The sequence below is a fragment of the Burkholderia sp. AU16741 genome, assembly GCF_002223345.1.
GTDB lineage: Bacteria > Pseudomonadota > Gammaproteobacteria > Burkholderiales > Burkholderiaceae > Burkholderia > Burkholderia sola.
Window position 1 is genome coordinate 1,126,385 of the sequence record NZ_NKEZ01000003.1, and the last position, 21,829, is coordinate 1,148,213.

Annotated in this window: 21 protein-coding genes and 2 pseudogenes; 13 read left to right on the top strand and 10 right to left on the bottom strand. The window is 64.0% G+C overall.

From position 1 onward, the window contains the following. Window positions 1-19: 19 nt before the first annotated feature. The gene (locus CFB89_RS07680; protein ID WP_089467358.1) at window positions 20-493 is read left to right on the top strand and encodes a VOC family protein; all 474 of its coding nucleotides are present in this window, start codon (window positions 20-22) and stop codon (window positions 491-493) included. Between the two features lie 77 nt (window positions 494-570). Here the strand turns inward: CFB89_RS07680 and CFB89_RS07685 are convergent, their stop codons facing one another. From CFB89_RS07685 to CFB89_RS07695, 3 genes are all read right to left on the bottom strand, one after another. Further along, window positions 571-1,557 (bottom strand): diguanylate cyclase, encoded by a 987-nt coding sequence (locus tag CFB89_RS07685; protein WP_089467946.1) that lies wholly within the window; start codon window positions 1,555-1,557, stop codon window positions 571-573. 137 nt (window positions 1,558-1,694) lie between these two features. Next, complete coding sequence (locus tag CFB89_RS07690; RefSeq protein ID WP_089467359.1) at window positions 1,695-2,318, bottom strand: phospholipase D family protein; 624 nt, start codon at window positions 2,316-2,318, stop codon at window positions 1,695-1,697. A gap of 325 nt (window positions 2,319-2,643) precedes the next feature. Next, window positions 2,644-3,132 carry a helix-turn-helix domain-containing protein gene (locus CFB89_RS07695; protein WP_089467360.1) on the bottom strand — a complete coding sequence of 163 codons (489 nt, stop codon included), beginning with the start codon at window positions 3,130-3,132 and terminating at the stop codon, window positions 2,644-2,646. Between the two features lie 187 nt (window positions 3,133-3,319). On the opposite strand from CFB89_RS07695, the gene CFB89_RS07700 reads away from it, so the two are divergent. Together CFB89_RS07700 and CFB89_RS07705 are read left to right on the top strand one after the other, a co-directional pair. Then, window positions 3,320-3,757 (top strand): PaaI family thioesterase, encoded by a 438-nt coding sequence (locus CFB89_RS07700; protein ID WP_050012568.1) that lies wholly within the window; start codon window positions 3,320-3,322, stop codon window positions 3,755-3,757. Between the two features lie 144 nt (window positions 3,758-3,901). Then, complete coding sequence (locus tag CFB89_RS07705) at window positions 3,902-4,954, top strand: NADP(H)-dependent aldo-keto reductase (protein ID WP_089467361.1); 1,053 nt, start codon at window positions 3,902-3,904, stop codon at window positions 4,952-4,954. 87 nt (window positions 4,955-5,041) lie between these two features. On the opposite strand, the pseudogene CFB89_RS07710 reads toward CFB89_RS07705, so the two are convergent. After that, a pseudogene (locus tag CFB89_RS07710) lies at window positions 5,042-5,749 on the bottom strand (MFS transporter); the annotation flags it as partial. On the opposite strand from CFB89_RS07710, the gene CFB89_RS07715 reads away from it, so the two are divergent. From CFB89_RS07715 to CFB89_RS07730, 5 genes are all read left to right on the top strand, one after another. After that, window positions 5,746-5,973, top strand: coding sequence for a hypothetical protein (locus CFB89_RS07715; RefSeq protein WP_089467362.1), 228 nt, complete (start codon window positions 5,746-5,748; stop codon window positions 5,971-5,973). The pseudogene CFB89_RS07710 and the gene CFB89_RS07715 sit on opposite strands and share 4 nt — an antisense overlap. Window positions 5,974-6,229: 256 nt before the next feature. Beyond that, window positions 6,230-7,228, top strand: coding sequence for a phage late control D family protein (locus tag CFB89_RS07720; protein ID WP_256979600.1), 999 nt, complete (start codon window positions 6,230-6,232; stop codon window positions 7,226-7,228). 33 nt (window positions 7,229-7,261) lie between these two features. After that, the gene (locus tag CFB89_RS07725) at window positions 7,262-10,279 is read left to right on the top strand and encodes a glycoside hydrolase family 19 protein (protein WP_089467363.1); all 3,018 of its coding nucleotides are present in this window, start codon (window positions 7,262-7,264) and stop codon (window positions 10,277-10,279) included. Next, the gene (locus CFB89_RS34070) at window positions 10,203-11,051 is read left to right on the top strand and encodes a hypothetical protein (RefSeq protein ID WP_144030071.1); all 849 of its coding nucleotides are present in this window, start codon (window positions 10,203-10,205) and stop codon (window positions 11,049-11,051) included. Before CFB89_RS07725 ends, CFB89_RS34070 begins: the two co-directional genes overlap by 77 nt. Window positions 11,052-11,103: 52 nt before the next feature. Further along, window positions 11,104-11,358, top strand: coding sequence for a PAAR domain-containing protein (locus CFB89_RS07730; RefSeq protein WP_089467364.1), 255 nt, complete (start codon window positions 11,104-11,106; stop codon window positions 11,356-11,358). 2 nt (window positions 11,359-11,360) lie between these two features. Here the strand turns inward: CFB89_RS07730 and CFB89_RS07735 are convergent, their stop codons facing one another. The 3 genes and pseudogenes from CFB89_RS07735 to CFB89_RS07745 form a co-directional block, all read right to left on the bottom strand. Beyond that, window positions 11,361-12,455 (bottom strand): type VI secretion system baseplate subunit TssF, encoded by a 1,095-nt coding sequence (locus CFB89_RS07735; RefSeq protein WP_089467365.1) that lies wholly within the window; start codon window positions 12,453-12,455, stop codon window positions 11,361-11,363. Continuing rightward, window positions 12,397-13,041: pseudogene (locus tag CFB89_RS07740) on the bottom strand (MFS transporter); the annotation flags it as partial. The gene CFB89_RS07735 and the pseudogene CFB89_RS07740, both read right to left, overlap by 59 nt. A gap of 35 nt (window positions 13,042-13,076) precedes the next feature. Further along, window positions 13,077-14,498 carry a M20 family metallopeptidase gene (locus CFB89_RS07745; protein ID WP_089467366.1) on the bottom strand — a complete coding sequence of 474 codons (1,422 nt, stop codon included), beginning with the start codon at window positions 14,496-14,498 and terminating at the stop codon, window positions 13,077-13,079. A 163-nt stretch (window positions 14,499-14,661) separates the two neighbouring features. Between CFB89_RS07745 and CFB89_RS07750 the strand changes: the two genes are divergently transcribed. From CFB89_RS07750 to CFB89_RS07765, 4 genes are all read left to right on the top strand, one after another. After that, the gene (locus CFB89_RS07750) at window positions 14,662-15,588 is read left to right on the top strand and encodes a LysR substrate-binding domain-containing protein (protein WP_089467367.1); all 927 of its coding nucleotides are present in this window, start codon (window positions 14,662-14,664) and stop codon (window positions 15,586-15,588) included. A gap of 91 nt (window positions 15,589-15,679) precedes the next feature. Continuing rightward, window positions 15,680-16,810 (top strand): tRNA 2-selenouridine(34) synthase MnmH, encoded by a 1,131-nt coding sequence (gene mnmH, locus CFB89_RS07755; RefSeq protein WP_089467368.1) that lies wholly within the window; start codon window positions 15,680-15,682, stop codon window positions 16,808-16,810. Next, window positions 16,807-17,865 carry a permease gene (locus tag CFB89_RS07760; RefSeq protein WP_089467369.1) on the top strand — a complete coding sequence of 353 codons (1,059 nt, stop codon included), beginning with the start codon at window positions 16,807-16,809 and terminating at the stop codon, window positions 17,863-17,865. The genes mnmH and CFB89_RS07760 overlap by 4 nt, the downstream gene beginning before the upstream one ends. Window positions 17,866-17,959: 94 nt before the next feature. Further along, the gene (locus CFB89_RS07765) at window positions 17,960-18,382 is read left to right on the top strand and encodes a hypothetical protein (RefSeq protein WP_069621435.1); all 423 of its coding nucleotides are present in this window, start codon (window positions 17,960-17,962) and stop codon (window positions 18,380-18,382) included. 37 nt (window positions 18,383-18,419) lie between these two features. Here the strand turns inward: CFB89_RS07765 and CFB89_RS07770 are convergent, their stop codons facing one another. Both CFB89_RS07770 and nodI read right to left on the bottom strand, forming a co-directional pair. Further along, a complete protein-coding gene (locus CFB89_RS07770) occupies window positions 18,420-19,253 on the bottom strand; it encodes an ABC transporter permease (RefSeq protein ID WP_089467371.1) in 834 nt (277 codons plus the stop codon). Between the two features lie 6 nt (window positions 19,254-19,259). Continuing rightward, complete coding sequence (gene nodI, locus CFB89_RS07775; protein ID WP_089467372.1) at window positions 19,260-20,174, bottom strand: nodulation factor ABC transporter ATP-binding protein NodI; 915 nt, start codon at window positions 20,172-20,174, stop codon at window positions 19,260-19,262. Window positions 20,175-20,506: 332 nt separating this feature from the next. On the opposite strand from nodI, the gene CFB89_RS07785 reads away from it, so the two are divergent. Beyond that, a complete protein-coding gene (locus CFB89_RS07785; RefSeq protein ID WP_089467374.1) occupies window positions 20,507-21,004 on the top strand; it encodes a universal stress protein in 498 nt (165 codons plus the stop codon). Between the two features lie 96 nt (window positions 21,005-21,100). On the opposite strand, the gene CFB89_RS07790 is transcribed toward CFB89_RS07785, so the two are convergent. Beyond that, the gene (locus CFB89_RS07790) at window positions 21,101-21,820 is read right to left on the bottom strand and encodes a DUF2939 domain-containing protein (RefSeq protein WP_089467375.1); all 720 of its coding nucleotides are present in this window, start codon (window positions 21,818-21,820) and stop codon (window positions 21,101-21,103) included. Between the last annotated feature and the right edge of the window lie 9 nt (window positions 21,821-21,829).

Genomic DNA, 21,829 nt, shown 5'->3' on the forward strand with positions numbered 1-21,829 from the left:
CGACTGAAGGAGCGACACCATGCCCACGCCCGTCAAGCCGATCCCGGAAGGGATGCGCACGCTGACCCCGCATCTGATCTGTGCGGGCGCAATCGCAGCCATCGACTTCTACACGCGCGCATTCAATGCAACCGAACAGTTTCGCCTCGAGATGCCCGACGGCCGGCTCGCGCATGCGTGCCTCGCGATTGGCGATTCGACGCTGATGCTGGTCGACGAAATGCCCGAGCACGGTGCGTTGGGGCCGAAGGCGCTGAAAGGCACGCCCGTCTGCCTGCATTTGTACGTGCCGGACACCGATGCGGCAATCGAGAAGGCGGTCGCGGCCGGCGCGACGGTCACGATTCCGGCCGCCGACATGTTCTGGGGAGATCGTTACGGGCAAGTCGAGGATCCGTTCGGGCATCGTTGGTCGCTGGCGACGCATCAGCGCGATCTGACACCCGAGCAGATCGCGGACGCAATGGCCAGCGCGCCGCCCTGCGGCAGTTGAGCCGACGCCGCGCACGAGCGCGGCCGAGCGGCGGCTTGGCGGCTCGATCGCGCCGTGCCGGCCTGACTCGTCGGCGGTCATGCGCCGGCCGTCTTGCCGCGCTGCTTGTGTTCGTACATCCGCCGATCGGCCGTGGCAAGCAGGTCGGCGACGCTGCGATGGCGGGCGGGATCATAGGCGACGTGCCCGACGCTGAAGCGGATCGCATAACCGCGTGCGTCGGCCGCATTGCGTTGCGCGAGCGCCTGCGTCACGCGTTCGACGGGCTCGGCGACGTCGGCCGGATCGGTGGCGCTCAACAGCACGACGAACTCGTCGCCGCCCAGCCGCGCGATGACGTCGCCGTCGCGCAGCGCGCCCGTCAACGTTTCGGCGAACGTCTCGAGCGCGCGATCGCCTTCGGCATGGCCGAAGCGATCGTTGATCCCCTTGAAATCGTTCAGGTCGAAGAACAGCAGCACGGCGTGACGGCCGACGCGATCGCACAGGCTCAGCACATGCCGGGCGAGAATCTCGAAGCCGCGCCGGTTCGTCAGCTGCGTGAGTTCGTCGGTGGTCGCGAAATGCAGCGCGGCGATCTCGCGCTCGGTCAGATGGGCGAGATCGCCGAGCAGCACGAGTTCGTCGGGTTCGAGCGAGCGGGGCCGCGTGTCGATCAGGCACAGCGTGCCGATCGGGGCGCCGTTCGGCGCGGCGAGCGGCCGGCCGGCATAGAAGCGGATGCCCGGCGTGCCGGTGACGAGCGGGTTATCGTGGAAGCGATCGTCGTTCCGTGCATCCTGGATCACCATCGTATCGCCCGCGAGCAGGGCGTGCGCGCAGAACGACACGTCGCGCGGCGTCTGCGCGGCGTCGAGTCCCGCATGACTCTTGAACCACTGGCGATTCTCGTCGACAAGGCTGACGAGGGCGATCGGTACGTCGAACAGCCGGCGCGCGAGACGCGTCAGGCGATCGAAGCGCTCTTCGGGCGGCGTATCGAGAATCGAGAGCGAATGAAGCGTATCGAGCCGTGCGGGTGCGGCGACCGGGCGGGTGCCTGAAATCCATTGAACGCCGCGCATCGCGCGTGATGGGCGTTTCGCGACGCGGCGTGCTGGCCATTCGGCCGAATTGAACATCGCGCGATGCTCGCCGATCATCTGCAACGCGGCGGCAAAAAGGCAGGGGCCGAGCGCCGGGAGAAAGCCCGTGTCGCGCGTCAGTAGCTGGAGCGGTACGGCGTGCCCTGGTCGAAGCGGCTTTGCCAGTGCGTGAGGTAACGCGACGCGAGTTGCGGATTGTTCCAGACCACGACGACGTTCTCGGAATTGCGGCTGGCCGCCGACGCACTGTAGTTGAACGAACCCGTTTCGACGTGCTCGGCGTCGATCACGAGGTACTTGTCGTGATGGATCGCATAGGCGTCGATCGTGCGCGTCGGGATGCCCGCGTTGACGAGCAGGTTCAGTGCCTGCTTGCTGCTCTTCGCGCGGTTGCCCTTGTCGTCGACGACCACCGCGACATTGACGCCGCGGCGCTTGGCGGCCAGCAACGCGCGTGCGATGGGCGGCGACGTGAACGAGTACGCGGCGACCCGGATCGAACTGCGCGCCGCTCCGATCGCTTTCAGCACGAGCGCCTCGGCGCCGCCGTCGGGCGAGAAGGCCGATTCGACGACCTGGGTCGCGGGGGCTTCGTGAGTGGGCGCCGGCAGCCATCGCGACACGAGATCGATCGCTTGCTGGAGCAGCGATTCGCTTTGTGTCTTGCCGAAGGCGGCGAAGGGTGTGGCGAGCAGGGAAGCGGCGAGACAGGCGGCGGCGAGGCGATTGCGCGACAACATCTTGGACAGCGAATAATTTCGAGACAGCGGGTCGTGAGTGTAACGCACGCGTGGCGGCCCGGTCACGCGCGGATGCGAAGCGAAGGCGCACGCAGTGATCGGCAGGGGTGGAGAGGGTGACGCAAAGTTGCGTTATGCAGCCTCTGCGGGCGAGCAGGGCGATCAACGCACGGCGGTAGTGCCGGCGATGGGAGGCGATTGCGTTTGCCGTCGCGGCGAACCCGGGTGCGAGCAATGCGTGCGCCCGGGGGGCTGCGACGCGATGCTGGGGCCTAAGCGTATGTCGAGCCGGCGTGCCGGAACGACATCCGCGCGCGACGTATCGTCAATCCGTGGAGGCGGGCGCCGCGGTCCCGTCGGACGCGATCCATCCGGGCCCCGGCTCGGGCTGCACGTCGCGCGCGTCGAGCGGTTCCCCGCACGCCGAGCAGACGGTCACCGCGTGCATCAGCTGGCCGCAGGCCCGGTGGCGCAATTGCACCGGCGGCCCCTGGCCGTCGTCCTTCCAGCGATCGCCCCACGCCATCAGCGCGACCAGGGTCGGGTAGAGATCGAGGCCCTTTTCCGTCAGCCGATATTCGAAGCGCGGCGGCCGTTCCTGATACGCGCGCTTGGCGAGCACGCCTTCGTCGACGAGCCGCGCGAGCCGTTCGGCCAGTACGTGGCGCGTCAGGCCAAGCTGGGCCTGGAACGCGTCGAAGCGGCGGCAGCCGAGGAACGCGTTGCGCAGGATCAGCATGGTCCAGCGGTCGCCGAGCACGGCGAGCGTGCGCGCGACCGAGCAGTTCAGCGTGCCGATGTCATCCCATTTCATCGTCGAGTCTCTTGCCTGTTGTGGCGGTCTTGCGGCGGTTCAGCGAAATAGCGGGTTCGATTATAGAACCCGCCTTCGGTCGCAACGGACGCCGCCGCGTTGACAACGGCCGGCACCGTTGACAATAATGAGTTCCAATTTAGAACTTAATTGCGCGGCAACGCGCTTTCAACCCGGAGACAACCCGATGAATCCGCTTTCCCTGTCTGGCCTCGATCTGCTGCGTGCCGCCGCGTCGGGGGACGCGCCCCTTGCGTCGATTTCCGAGACGATCCCGATGCGCCCGCTCGACGTCGAGCTCGGTTACGTGAAGTTTTCGGCGCGGGCGGACGGCCGGCACCTGAACCCGCTGGGCGGCGTGCACGGCGGGTTCGCCGCGACGGTGCTCGATTCGGTCACCGGGTGCGCGGTGCATTCGATGCTCGACGCGGGCGTCGGTTACGGCACCGTCGATCTCCACGTGAAGATGCTGCGGCCCGTGCCGCGCGACGTCGACCTGATCGCCGAAGGGCGCGTGATTCACCTGTCGCGTTCGCTGGGCGTCGCGGAGGGCACGCTGAAGACGCCGGACGACAAGATCGTCGCGCATGCGTCGGCGACCTGCTTCATCCAGCGGCCGCAATGACGGGCGGCAGCACCCTCGTCCGAGTGGGCGCGTGAACGCGCGGTGCCGCACCGCCAGCCGCCTGTAAGCGTGCGCCGCGCCTGACTGAAGCAGTTGCTTCGATGTGGTAGCTTTCCTGCTTTCCACCGACGCGACAGGAACAGCATGGAATACCGCACACTCGGCGATTCGGGTATCGAGGTCAGCCTGATCGGTCTTGGCACGATGACGTGGGGCGAGCAGAATTCGGAGCGCGACGCGCACGAGCAGATCGACTATGCGCTCGGGCAGGGCGTGACGCTGATCGACGCCGCGGAGATGTATCCGGTGCCGCCCAAGCCCGACACGCAGGGCCGCACCGAGCAATACATCGGCACCTGGATCGCGCAGCATCGCGCGCAGCGCGACCGTATCGTGCTCGCGACGAAGATCGCCGGGCCGGCGCGGCAGCCGCACAATCCGCGCCATATTCGCGGCGAGGGCAACCAGTTCGACCGCAAGAACCTGACCGAAGCGCTCGACGGCAGCCTCAAGCGCCTGCAGACCGACTACGTCGATCTTTACCAGTTGCATTGGCCCGATCGCAGCACGACCACGTTCGGCCGGCCCGCGTATCCGTGGGTCGACGACGCGTACACGGTGCCGATCGAGGAAACGCTCGGCGTGCTCGCGGAATTCGTGAAGGCCGGCAAGGTGCGCGCGATCGGCGTGTCGAACGAAACGCCGTGGGGTGTCGCGCAGTTCCTGCGCGCGGCCGAAAAGCTCGGGCTGCCGCGCATCGCGAGTATCCAGAACCCGTACAGCCTGCTGAACCGCACGTTCGAAAATGGGCTGTCGGAGTTCACGCATCGCGACGGCGTCGGCCTGCTCGCGTATTCGCCGCTCGCGTTCGGCTGGCTGTCCGGCAAGTACGAGAACGGCGCGCGGCCGGCCGGTGCGCGCATCACGCTGTTCGAGCGCTTCCAGCGCTACAGCAAGCCGCAGGCCGTCGACGCGACGTCGCGTTATGTCGCGCTCGCGCGGCATCACGGGCTGTCGCCCGCGCAACTGGCGCTCGCGTTCGTCAACAGCCGCCCGTTCGTGCGCAGCAACCTGGTGGGCGCGACGTCGCTCGAGCAGTTGAAGGAGAACATCGGCAGCATCGACGTGACGCTGTCCGACGAGATCCTCGCCGAGATCGACGCATTGCACGAACGTCAGCCGAATCCGGCGCCGTAAACGGCACGCGGCCCGCGCGGCAGCGATGCCGCGACGGGCCGAGTCGGGCGGTTTCGGCGGCGCCGCACCGCGCCGTCGTTTCTCGCGTCAGCGCATCTTCAGCCGCGTGCGCGCGACGAACAGCGCGGCGAGGCTCAGCAGCGCGCATCCCATCAGGTAGAGCGCCGGCGACAGCCGGTTGCCGGTCGTGCTGATCAGCCAGGTGATGACGAACGGCGCGAAGCCGCCGAACAGCGTGACGCCGGTGTTGTAGCTGACCGCGAGCCCGGTGGCGCGCGTCTGCGACGGGAACAGTTCGGCCATCAGCGCCGGCAGCGCGCCGCAGTACGTCGCCTTCAGCGCGCCGATCCAGATCAGTGCGGCGAGCATCGTCGCGAACGACGCGTGACGCGTGAGCCACGCGAACGTCGGCCACACGGTCAGAAGCATCAGCACGGCCGCGACCGCCATCATCCGGATTCGCCCGGTGCGGTCGGACAGATGGCCGACGACCGGCGTGACGAGCGTCAGCACGAAACCGGTCGCGAGCGTGGCGGCGAAGCCCGTCGATGCAGGCAGCTCGAGCTGCTTGATCGCATAGGTCGGCATGTACAGGATCATGTAGTTGATCGCGGTCGAGATCACGAGCGCGCCGATCGAAAGCAGCAGCCGCACCTTCTGATCCGCGAACAGCTCGCGCACCGGCGCCTCGGAGCGCGCCTGTGTCTTGAACTCGACGCCTTCGTCGACGTAGCGGCGGATGTATAGCCCGACCGGGCCGATCGCGAGCCCGAACAGGAACGGCACGCGCCATGCCGTCCATTCCGAAGTGCGCGGTGCAAGGAGCGCTGGAATCGTTCGAGCGCCTCATGGCACATTTCACTAAATTAACCGCTATCGCCCGCTTCGCGCTACACGCCGAAATGCGCGACGAGGATCGGCGCTATGTGTTGCAAGCGATGCACGAACTGAGCGAGCAAGGAGAAGAAGACTTGCAGCGGCGACACGAGGCCTTGCGCCTGACGGCTTCCCGATACTGACTGGCCCGATATGGCGGCGAGGCAAATCTTTCGGCGCGATACTGAATGTGAAACATCGTCAGCGCACGCCGGGATGGATCACGGTTTGATATGATGAATCCCGGCTCGGCGCGATTCGACGGTTTAAACCGCATTGATACCTGAAGGCCCCGCAGCGGCCGAAACTTTTGGGCCTTCTCCTGTTGATGTGATACCAATGTGCCGCCCGGCATTGCCCGGCGGCCGTTTTTGTTACTACACGGTACGGGGTAGTCTGATGGTTTCGGAATTGCTGAACAAGGCGCTACGCACACAATACGTGCAACATGGGCGTATCGTCCGCCTTGATACGCCGCTTGGCGAAGACGCGTTGGTCCCGCTCTATGTCCGGGGGCGCGCATGCCTTGGGCGAGACTTCGAATTCACGATCGATGCAACGTCGACGCGGCTCGAAACAATTCCGGCGAAGGCGCTGATCCGGCAATCCGTGACGCTGTGGATCCGGCAAACGGATGGCAGCGAAATGCCGATTCACGGTTATGTGACGGCGTTCAGCCGCTTGGGCGGGGACGGAGCCAATACGTACTATCAACTCCGCTTCAATTCATTCCTCGCGCTACTGCGCCTCGGCAGTGACCGACGCGACTGGATCGAGACGCCTGCGCAACAAACCGTGTCCGATGTGCTGGGAAAGTATCCGCAGGCGACCGGTAACTTTACTTGGCAACTGCGTCAATCGTTGCGCTCGTATTCTCAGCGGATGCAATGGGAATCCGACTGGAATTACGTCCACCGCACCTTTGAAGAACTCGGTCTTTTTCCGCGTTTCGATATCGCGCAGGACGGCAAGTCTCACAAGGTCGTCATCATGGACGATCTTTTCTCGGTTCCCGAGTTAAAGCAAAAGACCATTTTGTTTAGCCGCTCGGTACAAGACGAGGAATTCGACGGCCTGAGTGAGTGGATCGACTCGCAAGAAATTCAGTCGGCCGAACTCGATACGGGCACATTCGACTACAAGCGTCCGGACCTTTCGAAGCACGTCACGATGCCCGCGTTCGATCTTGACGATGTGCCGGGGCTGGGCGAGCAGTACGGATACACGGGGTCGCATACGTGGTCGGATCGCGACATGGGCGAGGCTCAATTGGGAAAAGGCCGGCGCGGCAAGCGGTACGCTGAAAAACCCGCTGCATTCGTCGCCGGTATCGGTCGACGGCGGGCGTTCCGCGCTGTTCCCCGGTTGAATCGCGCAGCCGGTATCGTTTCACCATAAGAAATCCTGAAAACCGAATCCGAGTCGGGAATCATGACCAAAACGACCCATAAGAAGAAGCACCATCCGGCGGCCGCGCCGCACCCGGCCGCCAAACCTGCCGAGCCGGTCGATACGCCGCTGAGTTGGGCCTACCCGTTCACGCCCGCAGACAAGAGCGACGCGGCCGACCCGATGACGTATTTCAAGGCGCTGGCGAAGTCCGCGACCGGCTTTTATCCGTTGGGTGTCAGCGGCATTTGGCATGGGGGCGTGCACTTCGACGACGGCAGTGCGCAAATGCTCAAGTTGGACGGCGGCGTGCATGCGATTGCAGACGGCAAGATCGTCGCGTACCGGCTGAACACGAAATACGAGGAAACGAAGTACCCGAACAACAGTCTGGCGCACTTCTCGACCGGCTTTGTACTGGTCCGGCATGAACTGAAACTGCCGCCGAAACCGGCCCCGAAGGAACCCGCGAAACCGGCGGCGGCCCCCGCATCGGCTCCTGCGTCGGCACCCACGCCCGCATCGACCACCGCCGCGCCTGCACCCGCGTCCGCTCCGGCGGCTCCCGCGCCATCCAACAGCAAACCGGCGAACGACAAGCCGCTCGTGTTCTTCAGCCTGTACATGCACACGATGGATTGGGCCAGCTACCAGAAGGCAATCGAACAGGCCAAATCGAACCCGAAGCCCGATCCGGCGCTTCCCGCGCCGATGTCGTATTGGGAAGGTGACCGCTACTATCGGGTCGGCAGCAAGGCGAAGGACAAGCAAGCTATCCCGAAGCCGAAAGCGCCCGTGCCGCCCGCGAAGCGCACCGATGGGGCCGACGATCTGCCGATCAACAATACGAACGAGAGCGCGCCGCCGCCTGCCGATACCGATCAGGATGTCGTTCTGCCGCCGCCCGAGACGGGATTGAACATTCGGGAATTGCCGAACGGCAGGAGCAAGATTATCGGCGTGTTGCCGACAGGGGCCGAAATCATTGCGGGCGAAGGCGACCCTGCTCACCCGGACTGGATCAAGATCAAATCGATCAAATCGGGCACGGTTCTGTCTGCCGAAGTCGGTAAGCCGGTGTCCCCCCAAGCGCAGTGGAGTTACGTGTTCAAGGGGGAACTGGACGCCGTAGTCGACCCGCAGCCGCTTGATACGGTCGTGATCCTGAAGGAGCCGCAGCACGTCAAGGCGGGCGAAGTCGTCGCGCATGTCGGCCAGTATCAATGGCCCAGGAAGGCGAGCCCGATACCGCCGAAGCCGAACTACCCGATGTTGCATCTCGAAGTGTTCGCGGGGCCGGACCTGAAAGACTTCATCGATCAAAGCCGTGCGCGTGCGAAAGAACTGAACGATAAAAACAAACCGCTTCTGGAAATCGAACCGGGGGCGAAGCTGGTCAGCGAAATTCCCGCACCGGACCAGAAACTGACCCAATCCGGGTTGAAGCTCGTGCCAATAGGCGATGCAAAGGGTTCGCGCTGGATCAAGATGCAGCCCAATAGCGTGACGAATGTGCCCGCGAAAGGCAAACAGAAGGCCCAACAAAAGTTAGCGCCCGTCGGCAACCCGCTGTGGGTCGAAAGCAGTCTGGCGAACACGATCAGCACGGCGAACGTAGCGGGATGGCAGAATTTTCCGCTGGACGTTTCCAAGGCAAGCGGACCGGGCGCAGACTTCAGGAACGTGTTGCGCCGTACTGAACTCGACAAGCTCGGTGAGGGCAATGTCGCGGTCGACGACAAGGGCCATCATTGGTGGAACATCACGGTTGGCTCGAAGGACGGCTCCGACCTGACTGGCTGGGTGTGCGATACCGATCACCCTCACGTACAGCTTCGTAGTTCTTGGGAATGGCCGGGTTTCGAATTGGTGAACAACGGCGGCGTCAGCCCGGCCGACATGTTCAAACGCCATATCCATACGACCGAGCAGTATTTGCCGGACGAGGAAGGCACTGAGTTTGCAGTGGAAGCGGTGAAGGTCAACGCTGGCGAACTCATCACGAAGATTGAACAGGCGATCGATACGGACCACGACGGGAAGGTGACGGCGCAAGAACTGAAACACGCACTGGAAACGCAATGGATGGCCGAAGCGGTGTCGCATCTTGTGGTGCGCAACGAAACCGAATGGGGCGGCGGTCTGAGCAAGTGGGAAGAACTTACCTCGCTCATGCAGAAGCAGACCGAGGTGTGGAAGACGGAACTTGATCGACTCGCGAAGCTTCAGTGGTGGGACCAAATCAAGGGCGTCGACGGCTTCCCCACGGACCTTTCGCCGTGGCACCTTCATCCGATTGGGTTGATCGGGAATTTTGCAGGGAAAAATCTCGTATGCAAGAAATGTGGCGCAGTCATCACGTTAACCAAGGATTTTTTAAGAAAAATTGCGCCAGCGGCCAAGAGTGATTTTGTTGATGAATTGATTCTCGCATCAACCGATTTGTTTAAAAATTATGGGGTCAATAGTTGCAGACAGATAAAGCACTTATTGGCTCAAGCTAAGGTGGAGACGACTCGCTTTACCTCATTTCGCGAATCTCTTAATTATCAGAGCTATACTGGGAAGAGTTTATATAGAATGGCCCCGACGGCAATTGATAAGGGGTTTGCGAGAAAGAATATGAAGTTTTCTTCTCAGGATGAGAAAATAAAATGGATTCAAGATCACTTGGTTGCAAATGATGCAGCCTATGCTGAGCATTGCTTTGGGACGAATGATCAGCCGGGAAAAGATTTTCGCGGTAGGGGTCTGTTGCAGTTGACTTTCTATGAAACCTACCAACGGTGCGCAAAGGCAATTGGCTATCCTGTAGACAGTCAGCCTGAACTTGTGGAAGCAAATAATCGCGTTATTATAGAAAGTAGTCTATGGTATTGGCATAGTACAGGGATCGGTGCGATTGCGGACGATCCAGCTACCAGAGGTGACGAAGGAGTCAGGAGTGTTACCAAGCCAATTAATTCGGGCTATAAGGCGCTCGATGAGCGACAGCAGTATCATAGGGAAATTTCCCTTGAATTTAATAAAGATTTTTCATCCGGGTGCACTGATGATTAAAAGTATTATTGCGCTGGCTACTATTATTATTTGTGGCTCGGCATGTGCAGAGAGTACATGTGCGGATATTCGCGGTCAGCAAAATTATCCGCCGCTGAATATAGGAAGCGGGAGTATTTGCTTTATTCAGGAGCCTGTACTAGACTCAAAGACTAAAGAATCAATTGGCGCTGACGCAATTTCTTTGTACTATATTGCAAATGGGGGTGTCCCGGTCAAAGCGGAAGGACGAGGTCTTCTTTACGATGATACGCCCGGAAAAATTGTAGACGCGTTTTCGTCAAGCATCGATCGCGGCCACACAGAGAATATTTTTGTAATCCACTCCATGAATGTTCGAAGCTCGCTTGTTGAGCCGAATTCGTCTGGAAAATTTTATTCCGTTTCTGTTTTTGATTTGGTTGACAAAAAACTTCGCCGCGACGAGCGGGCATCCGAATGGTTTGGGGCGGACTATAGTTGGTTGTCGGATGGGCGAAATATAATTTATAAATTTCCATACCAGTCAAGGAATGATGTTTTGCGCGCGATTGATTCCCAATTTTCTTCATTGATGAGCAATGGAAAGAAAATCCCGGTTGTCGTCAATAAAAAAAGCTATCTTTTTGATGATTCGAGCATAAAAAATAAAACTCACAAATACTTGATAAAAGGGGATCGCGCTGTTGTTGAAGATGTTTCTGCAGGGTGGTGTCGGGTCAACTACTCGTCGGGAAAAGCGCCGCTGGATATGTGGTTAATGTGTACATCCCTTGATGTCGCGTCGCAATAGAGAGTGTGATTTTTGGGTTGTTGCCAATCTTATCTGGATTGAGTGCAAAAATATGTCGATCAATATTATTCGAGTTGGCGACGATACCGACCATGGCGGCAAAGTCGAAACGGGTTCATCGACTATGAAATTCGATGGCCGCTACGTCGCGCGCAAAGGCGACCGGGTGTCGTGTCCGCAGCATCCCGGCGTGTCGCCGAATGTCATAGAGGAAGGCGACGACTCGATGAAGGACAACGGCATCCCGATTGCGCGGCACGGCCATCGCGCTACGTGCGGCTGTCACCTGATTTCGAGCCTCGTGTAACGCTACAACAGCGGCGCGAGGCCCGGTCGCAGTGGACAGCGAACGATCACGGAGCCGTCGTTCTTCGACAGCACGACGAGCTGCGTGAAACCGTTGGCGGGCGCGTAGCGCGACAGGTACCCATCGAGCAGACGGATCAACGTTCCCATGCTGTTTTCAACGAATGCGCTTTCGTCTGCCGCCATCACGATTTCGAAGCCTCTCACAAGGGCCGAATGCGGCTTGATCGCCAGTAGTCGCTCGACGACGTTTCGCTTGACGAACGAAAGTGCCCCGACGTGTTCGGCCCGTCGATCATTCGGAGCAAGCTGGCGCATGAGCTTCACGAAGTCGGGCCACCCCTCACGCGTCAACTGCGTCAGGTTGGCCGTCGTCAGCGCGATCACGCGCCACAGGGCTTCCGTCTCACGGGACGCGCTATAAGTCGGCGTCGGCTGTTTCAGCAGCGTGATTTTGCAAGGTACTTGGTCGTTTTCGTTCTTTAAATCGCCCTTGGACGAGCCGATCCGCATCCGCGACGGCCAGTCGCGATTCGTGCACGTGAGGTCGACGGCCAATTGCAGCGGCATCTTCGTTGCCGCAGTCCCGTCGGCGCGCAGCAGTACCAACGACGTTTCACGTCCGGGATGATGGGTTGCCGCATAGGGATCGTGACGCGCGAGCCAAAATCGTTCGCCCTTTCCGACGCCCCATGCGTTCAGTGGTGCAATGACCGTCCCGTCTGTTGGATCACGAACCGCGTCAATCGAATAGATGCCGCGCATGTCCGGGCGGTTCGGCTTCGGCACGAGCGGATATTCCGCGACGGTTTCGCCGCGCGATGACTTGACGCCCGCGTGTTCAAACAGGTTGACGATTGGCGTACAGAACAAGCCGATGTTGTCCACCGATAACGGTGCGAGCGCCTGCGCGATGCGCGAATCGGCATGCACGCCTTCGATCGCCAAATGCAGCGTTACGCGCCGCGCGCGGTTCATTTGGCCGGGTTCAAGACATCGGCGCAATTGAATATCGACGAAATCGAACTTGTCAGGAAACCCGACGTATTCGAGCAACGGTTGAACCAGCGGCGAGGTTCGGGACGGCGGCAACAGCATGCCAGCCCCAGCTTTCGAGTTGGGCGGAGGTCAGCGTGGCCGTCAGCAACGCGCCGAAGCCCGACGCGAGCAACGTCGCGAGGCCCTGGCTCGCGAACTGCCAGCTCGACATGAAGCCGCGCCGCTGCGGCGCGTGTTCGACGAGGAATGCGGTCGAACTCGCGAATTCGCCGCCCGCGGAAAAGCCCTGCATCAGCCGCGACAACATGATGCCGAGCGGCGCGAGAATGCCGATCGATGCGTAGGTCGGCATCAGCGCGATCAGCAGCGTGCCGACCATCATCATCGCGATCGACAATAGCAGCGATGCCTTGCGGCCCGCGCGGTCGGCGTACGCGCCGAGCACGAAACCGCCGATCGGCCGGATCAGGTAGGACAGCCCGAACGTGCCGAGCGTCAGCATCAGCGACGTCGCTTCGCTCGTGGCCGGGAAGAACAGCTTGGCGATCGTGACCGCGAAGAAGCCGTAGACGATCAGGTCGAACCATTCGAGCGCGTTGCCGATCGACGCCGCGAAAATGATGCGCCGGATTTTCGCGGCGCTCGGGTGCGCGGCGTCCTGCGCGGTGAGGGTGGTCGTATTCATCGTGTGTGCAGATCCCGTGAAAGGGGCGAAGCGCGTTACAGGGTGGCGCCGGCCGCGGCGGATGCCGCGCGGCGAACGGGCGGCGCGTCGTCGCCGAGATCCCAGAAGAGGCCGGCCATCATCTGCAGCCCCTCGCTGACGACGCTTGCGAGCAGATGCTCGTCGGGCGCGTGCTGCGAGCACGCCGGGTACGAGTGCGGCACCCACAGCGTCGGCAGCCCGAGCGTGTCGGCAAACACCTCGTTCGGCAGCGTGCCGCCGAGATTCGGCAGGATCGCGGGCTTCTTGCCGGTGGTGCGCGCGAGCGACGCGACGGCCCAGCGGACCCACGGATCGTCCGGCGGCACGCGCGTCGCCGGTGCGCCGCGCTCGACGTCGATCTCGACGTTGGCGAATCCGTGCGCATCGAGGTGCGCACGCAGGTGCGCCTGCAGTGCTTCCCAGTCGGTGCCGACGACGAAGCGCAGCTGGCAGTGCGCATACGCGGCCGGCGGGATCGCGTTGACGGGGTGCTCCGGATTGCCGGCCTTGAACGCGAGGATCTCGAGCGTGTTCCAGCCGAACACGCGCTCGGCCGCGGACAGCCCGGGCTCGCCCCAGTCGGCGTCGAGCGCCGGGTCGCCGGGGCCGCCGCCGACCGAAAGATCGGCGAGCGCGTCGCGCACCGCGGCCGGGATCGGCGGCGGGCGCAGCCCCGCGACGAGAATCGCGCCGCGAGCGTCGACGAGGCTCGCGAGCGCATGTGCGAGCACGATCGCCGGATTGCGCAGCAGTCCGCCCCAGTTGCCGGAGTGATGCGCACCGTCGCGGGCGCGCAGGCTCAGCTTGAAGTTGACCGCGCCGCGCGAGCCGAGGAAGACCGTCGGCCGCGCGGCGGCGATGCGCGGGCCGTCGGACGCGATCAGCACGTCGGCCGCGAGCGCGTCGCGCTCCTGGCGGCACAGCGCGCCGAGGCCCGGCGACCCGGTTTCCTCGCCCATCTCGATCAGCAGCTTCGCGTTGAAGCCGAGCCGGCCGCCGCGCGCATCCAGCACGCTCGCCAGCGCGGCCAGGTTGATCGTGTGCTGGCCCTTGTTGTCGGCGCTGCCGCGGCCATACCAGCGGTCGCCCTCGGCCGTCAGCGTCCACGGCGACAGCGGCGCGCGCCATTGCGCGTCGTAGCCGCGCACGACGTCGCCGTGGCCGTAGATCAGCACGGTCGGCAGCGCGTCGTCTTCGTGGCGCGACGCGAGCAGGAACGGGCCGCCGCCGTCCACGGGGTTGTCGACGATCCGCGACGTGAAACCGAGGCGGGCGGCCTCGGGCGCGATCTCGTCGGTCAGGTAGGCGCGCAGCGCGGCTTCGCTGCCGCTTTCCTGGCTTTCGGTGCGCAGGGCGACGCGGCGGCTCAGGGTCGTGAAGAACGCGCCGGATTCGAATTGGTTCAGCGCGTGCTGGATGGCGGCGGTACGGCTCAAATCGTGTCTCCTCGGTCGGGTTCGCCGTGCGCGGGCCGCGCAGGCAGCGGGAAGTGCGATCGATTCTAGAAAGCCGGTTTTTTTGTCACAATGATCGAATTTCGAACCTTTCTTTGCCGAAAAGGCAAAGCAGCGCGGCCGGATGCGGCACGGAGACAGAACGATGGCGGCTTTCCTGCATGGCCTGGCGTTGCGGTATTTCGTCGAGGTGGCGCGCACCGGCTCGATCAGCGACGCGTCCGCGCGGCTGCACGTGGCCGTATCGGCGATCAGCCGCCAGATCGCCAAGCTGGAAAGCGAGCTCGGCGCGCCGTTGTTCGAGCGGCGGCCGCGCGGGATGGCGTTGTCGGAGGCGGGGGAGCGGTTGCTGGCGTTCGCGCAGCGCAGCCTGCTGGAGGCCGAGCACGTGATGAAGGACATCGGCGGGCTCGAAGCGCTGCACGGCAGCCTGCTGAAGATCGCGTGCTCCGAGGGGTTCGCGATCGATTTCCTGCCCGGCGTGCTCGCGAGCTTCAAGGCGCGCCACCCGGGCGTCGATTTCACCGTATGGGTCGTGTCGCCGGCGGACGCGACCCGACGCGTGCGCGACGGCGATGCGGACGTCGCATTGACGTTCAGCCTCGCGCCGGAGAAGGGCGTGCGTGTCGACCACACCGAGCGCGCGCCGGTCTTTGCGCTGGTCCGGCACGATCATCCGCTCGCCGCGCGCGACGCGGTGTCGCTCGCCGATGTCGCGCGGCACGCGCACGTGCTGCCCGAGGCCGGCACGACGGTGCGTCAGCTGATCGACATCGCGTGCGCGCTCGACGGGCTGCTGCTCGAGCCCGAACTGACGAGCAACAACACCGCGGCGATGTACGGCTACGCGCGCCGCACGGGCGCGGTGATGTTCACGGGGCTGTTGTCGGTGCGCGATCGCGCCGATGCGGACGGCTTCGTCGTCGTGCCCGTGACCAACCCGCAACTGCGCGAACGCAGCATCCAGGTGCAGACGATGGCGGGCCGCGATCTGCCCGCGTCGGTGCGTGCGTTCCGCGACCATCTGATCGACGCGATGCAGGCCGCGTCGTCGTCGCCGACTGCCGCATGAGGCCCGGGACGCCGGCCCGTGAGATAATCGTCAATCCGCCTTCCGTGCCCATGCGGCTCTCCGAGCCGCATCGCCCCTGTTCGACGCCAAATTGAAGAACCTGATTGTTACCCTCGATCGCGCCGGCGAGTTCGACGAGATCATCGACGTGCGCACGCCGCTCGAGTTCGCCGAGGACCATCTCCCCGGCGCGCTGAACGCGCCCGTGCTCAGCAACGAGGAGCGCGTGCTCGTCGGCACGATGTACCGGCAGGTGTCGCCATACGAGGCGACGCGCGTCGGGGCGGCAATGGTGGCCCGCAACATCGCGCGCCACCTCGACACGACGTTCGCCGACCGGCCGCGCAACTGGCGGCCGCTGATCTACTGCTGGCGCGGCGGCAAGCGTTCGGGCTCGATGACGACGTGGTTCAACCTGATCGGCTGGAAGGCGCGTCAGCTCGACGGCGGCTACAAGGCATACCGCTGCTCGGTGTGCGCGACCCTCGATTCGCTACCGACGCGCTTTCGTTACATCGCGCTCGTCGGCCATACGGGCTGCGGCAAGACGCGCCTGCTGAACGCACTGCGCGACGCGGGCGCGCAGACGCTCGATCTCGAGGCGCTCGCATGCCATCGCGGCTCGCTGCTCGGTGCGCTGCCGGGCAAGCCGCAGCCGGCGCAGAAGGGCTTCGATTCGGGGCTCGTCGAGACGCTCGGACGTTTCGACCCTCAATGGCCGGTATTCGTCGAGTCGGAAAGCCGCAAGATCGGGCTCGTGCAGTTGCCGGTCGCGCTGATCGAAGCATTTCACGCGGGGCCGTGGGTGCAGGTCGAGGCGGCGCACGACGAACGGATCGCGTTCCTGCTCGACGATTACGCGCACCTGTTCGACGAACCGGCCGCGTTCAAGGCGCAGCTTCATCGGCTGATCGGCCTGCACAGCCGCGAAGAGGTGATGCGCTGGCAGGCGCTGGTCGATGCCGGCGCGCGGGCCGATTTGTTCACCGAACTGATCGACAGACATTACGATCCCGCCTACGCACGCACGTATCGCGCGACATACGACAAGCCGAACCGGGCGCTGACGTTCACGTTCCGGCCCAACGCGGCCGACGTGCGCGACCAGGCCCGCACGCTGCTGGCCGAACTCGCGCAAGCCGGATTGCCCGCATCGGCCGCGCTTGCCGCCGGCACGACATCCGAAACCCACAAAAACCAATCGACGATCACCACACGATGACGACCACACGCACCCAACCCAACCCGGCCCTCGGCTGGATGACCTTCCTGCTGATCGCGGTCGCGGGATTGTTCTACGTGAAATGGTTCCCGTACTACAACAAGGCATTCGTTGCCGCCGAGCACCATTCGATCGGCCAGTCGATCCTGATGGGCACGTCGGCGGCGGCGCCCGAGCCGTCGCTGAAGGCGGCGCTCGACTACGCATGGGCATACGGCAAGGCGATCTGGCAGGCGATGGTGCTCGGCCTGCTGCTCGGCTCGGCCGTGCAGGCGCTGCTGCCCGCGCACTGGGTGGCGCGCGTGCTCGGCCGCACGGGCTTCGGCAGCGTCGCCGCGGGCGGGTTGCTGTCGCTGCCCGGGATGATGTGCACGTGCTGCGCGGCGCCGGTCGTCGCGGGCTTGCGTGCGCGCCATGCGTCGCCGGGCGGCGCGGTCGCGTTCTGGCTCGGCAACACGGTGCTGAATCCGGCCGCGCTGGTATTCATGGGTTTCGTGCTCGGCTGGCACTGGAGCGCGCTGCGCGTCGTGCTGGGCGTCGCGATGGTGTTCGGGATCGGCTATCTGCTGAACCGCATCGCACGCCCCGAAGACCGCAGCATCGACGATGCACAGCTCGCCGCGCTGACGGCCGAACAGGCCGCGGCCGGCAATCCGTTCGTCCGCTGGATGAAACTGCTCGCGCGCATGGCCGTGCGGCTCGTGCCCGAATACATCGTGCTCGTGCTGCTGCTCGGCGCCGCGCGCGCGTGGCTGTTCCCGCACATCGGCCCGGACATCGGCAATCACCTCGGCTGGATCGTCGCGTTCGCGGTCGCGGGCATGCTGTTCGTGATTCCGACGGCCGGCGAGGTGCCGATCATCCAGGCGATGCTGTCGCTCGGCATGGGCGTCGGTCCGGCCGCCGCGCTGCTGATGACGCTGCCGCCGATCAGCGTGCCGTCGCTCGCGATGCTCGCGCGTTCATTCAAGCCTTACATACTGGCGATCGTCGCGACGCTCGTCGTCGTATTCGGGATCGCGAGCGGCTTGCTCGCGATCGCGTTCGGGTTCTGATGCGCAGGCCCGGTGCGATAACCGCATTGATATTCATCCGGCGCCGCCGCTTCGCGCGTGTGGCGCCCTTTACAAGAAGCAAACAGGAAAACGCATGACCCAACCGAAGATTCATCCTCGACTCGAAAAGGCGCTGACGCGCGGCGATCTCGCGATCCGCCAGGCCAATTCCGCGCGGGCGACTGCCGTGCTGCACGCACTCGGCACGATGATCATCGAGGCTTCCGCAACGATCGGCGTCGAGGCCAGCATCGACATTCCGCAAGGCGATCGCATTTACGATCCCGTCAACGGCCTGTGGCCGCAGAAGATGCTGGTGTCGTTCGACGGCCCGGTGGACGAAGCCGACAAGGAAGAACTGCGCACGGTGTATCTGGTGGCGGACGATCCGGGCACGCAATTCCGCGTCGAATGGCATCGCGCGGACGGCAAGCTCGGCCGCCAGGAAGGCGGCCCGCTCGCGACCGTCGCGTTCCTGACCGACGTCGAAATTCCGTGGAGCGATGACGACGAGTAACGTCGTCGCATGAAGCCGGCGCCGGGTGCGCCGGCCGTCAGCGCATCATCCGCCGCCGGAACAGCCACGCGGACAGCAAGAACCCGCCGACCGCGTAGCCGGTGAGCACCGCGACGTGCAACGCGATGTCGGCCGCCGGCCGGCCGAGCATCGCAGGCCGGATCAGCTCGACCGCATTCGCGAGCGGCAGCGCCTGCGCCGCGTGCCGCGCGAGCGGCGGCAATTGCGTGATCGGGAAGAACACGCCCGACAGCAGCAGCATCGGCGTCAGCACGAGCGTCTGGTAGAACATGAAGAAATCGTAGGACGGCGCGAGCGCCGTGACGATCATCGCGAGGCTGGCGAACGCGAGGCCGGCCAGCGCGATCACGGGCAGCACCGCGAGCATCGACGGAAACTCGGCGTAGCCGAGCACGCCCGCGACTAGCATGATCGCGCTCCCCGACAGCATCGCCTTGCTGGCCGCCCAGACGATCTCGCCGAGCACGATGTCGCCGAGCGCGAGCGGCGTATGCATGATCGCTTCCCACGTGCGCTGCACATGCATCCGCGAGAAACCCGAATACATCGATTCGAAGCTCGCGGACATCATCACGCTCGAGCCGACCGTGCCGGCCGCCAGGAACGCGATATACGACACGCCGTCGACATGGCCGAGCATCAGGCCGAGCCCGAAACCCAGCCCGAACAGATAGATCATCGGATCGGCGAGATTGCCGAACATCGATGCGAGCGCGAGCTTGCGCCATACGAGATAGTTGCGCCGCCAGACGGCGACCCAGTTGCTGGCGTTCGCCGGCATCGCGATCGCGAAGCGTGATTCGCGTGGCGGGGCCGACGGCGTGGTGGCGGAGTAGTTGCGAACGTCCATGGTCGATCAGTCCTGCATCTCGCGGCCCGTGAGCCGCAGGAACACATCCTCCAGATTGGCCGGGCGATGCAGATAGCGCAACCCCGTGCGGCCCTTGAGTCGCGCGCTGAGCGGTTCGGGGTCGGTCACATAGCAGAACAGCGTCTCGCCGCTGATCTCGGTGTGCTTCGCGAGCGCCGACAATTCGTCGCGCAGCGCGGCCGGATCGGGCCCGTAGATCTCGATCACGTCGCAGCCGATCTCCGATTCGATCAATGCGTGCGGCGCGCCTTCGGCGATCTTGCGGCCTTCCTCGATCACGCACAGCCGATCGCACAGGCGCTCGGCTTCTTCCATGAAATGCGTGGTGATCAGGATCGTCTTGCCGCGCGCGAGCAGTGAGCGCAGCCGTTCCCACATCAGGTGCCGCGCCTGCGGATCGAGGCCCGTCGTCGGCTCGTCGAGTACCAGCACGTCGGGATCGTTGACGAGCGCGCGGGCGAGGGTCAGGCGGCGCTTCATGCCGCCAGACAGCTCGCCGACCTTCGCGTCGGCCTTGTTCTCCAGCTTGGCGAATTCGAGCAACGGCGGCACGAGCGCGCGTGCGGCCTGCGCCGACATCCCGAAATAGCGGCTGAACACGAGCAGGTTTTCGCGGACGGTGAAGTCGGGGTCGAGGTTGTCGAACTGCGGAACGACGCCGACGCGCCGGCGTGCATGTCGCGCGCGTGATGGAACCGGTTCGCCGCACAGCGCAATCGTGCCCGCGTCGGGATGCGCGAGGCCGAGCAGCATCTTCAGCGTCGTGGTCTTGCCGGCGCCGTTCGGCCCGAGCAGGCCATAGCATTCGCCGGCCTTCACGTTGAAGGACAAGCCATTGACGACGAGCTTGTCGCCATAGCGCTTTTCGACGTTTCGGAAATCGATCGGTGCGACGGACATGGGCGTGTTGTCGTTGTAAGCGGGCGCGTTCCGCTGCCGGTGCGCGGGCCGATGTGCGAACGGATCGCGCGAAGGCGTGTCACATGGGCATGGCCGAAGCATGCGACGCGGGCGCGAGATGGCGCGCCGGACGTGGAACGGGGCCATTCTAGTGCATCGGCTGCATCGCTCAAGGGCATGCGTGCACGGTGCGATGCAAGTGCGCACCGATCGTGCACCGCATCATCGCGCACGCGCCACGCGGGGCGAATCAGCGTTTTCCATCCCTTGCGTCCTGAATTGCGGCGCACCATGATGAATGCGTAGGCTCGTTGTCGCGATAGGGAGGCTTCATGGCTAGCTACAACAAGATTTTGCTGTGTTACGACGGCACGCTCGAAGGGCGCAAGGCGCTGCGTTACGGCGCCAATCTCGCAATGGATCTGAAGGCCGAAACGCACTTGCTTTCGGTCGTGGACATGCGTTCGAGCATTGCGCAAAGCGCGGGTTTGCTGACCGATGTCGCATGCGGCCGCTTCGAGGAAACCGCGCGCGAAATCCTGCAGGAAGGCGTGAACTGGCTGCGCGAGCGCGGCGTCCAGGCCGAAGGCCATTTCGCATTCGGTTACCCGATCGACGAAATCGCGAATCTCGCGTCCGAGCTGAAGGTCGACCTCGTCGTCGTCGGCCACCGGTGCCGCAGCGGATTGTCGAGATGGTGGATGGGGTCGGGCAATACGCAACTGCTCGATCGCGTGAACTGCAGCATTCTGGTCGCGTGTTCGTCGGCGGAAGAGCAGAAGGCCGAAATCGCGCGCGAACGTGAAGCGGCCACGGCGAGCAGCCAATGATCTAAAGGCTGGATGACCCGCCTGACAGCCTGACCGGCGATACGGGCCGGTCAGGCGTCGCACTGCATTGGCGATGCGCGCATCACGCGCAGCTTGTTATGCGTGCAGGTCGATTCCGGACAATTTCCACGAGAACAGCCCGAAGCGGTGGAAGATCGCCGCATAGCGCGTGCCATCGGCGCTGCGCTGATACGTGACGACGAATTCATCGATGTTCCGATAGCCCGCGCTGGTTTGCTGCTGGCGCGACGCTTGCGGCGTTTCGCTCGGGCTAGCCGGTGTGGCGGGCGCGGGTGCCGGCGACGATGCCGCCGAAGCAGCCGCGTTGCCGCCCGGTACCGCAGTACTTGCCGGCGGCGGATTGGCGGGCGGTGCGGCAGGCGCGTTGCCGGACGCATTGCCTGCTGGCGGCTGACTCGACCATTCAGGCGGGCGCTCGCCCGGATTGCCGCGCGGCGGCAATCCGCTCATCAACGCGGCGACGCCTTCCGGCGTCGCGTACGCATCGACCAGCGGGCCGATCAGCGCGGACCCGATCAGTGCGCCAATCACCGCGAACGGATTGTTCTTCTTCACGGCGTCGATCCGGCGCATCAACTCTTCCGTGACCTGCTGCTTCAGGCTGATGCGTAGCGACGGAAAGTCGACATACTCGCTGATCGCCTGCGCATCGCGCGCATCGATCGCCGATTTCAGGCGACCGAGCGCGACATACGGCGACGCGTACGCATAGCCGAGCGCCGCAATGAGGGCGACGACCAGCGCAACGATCAGCAGCGGCTTGATTCGCCATGCGCGGCGCGACGGTTCAGTCACGTTGCCTCC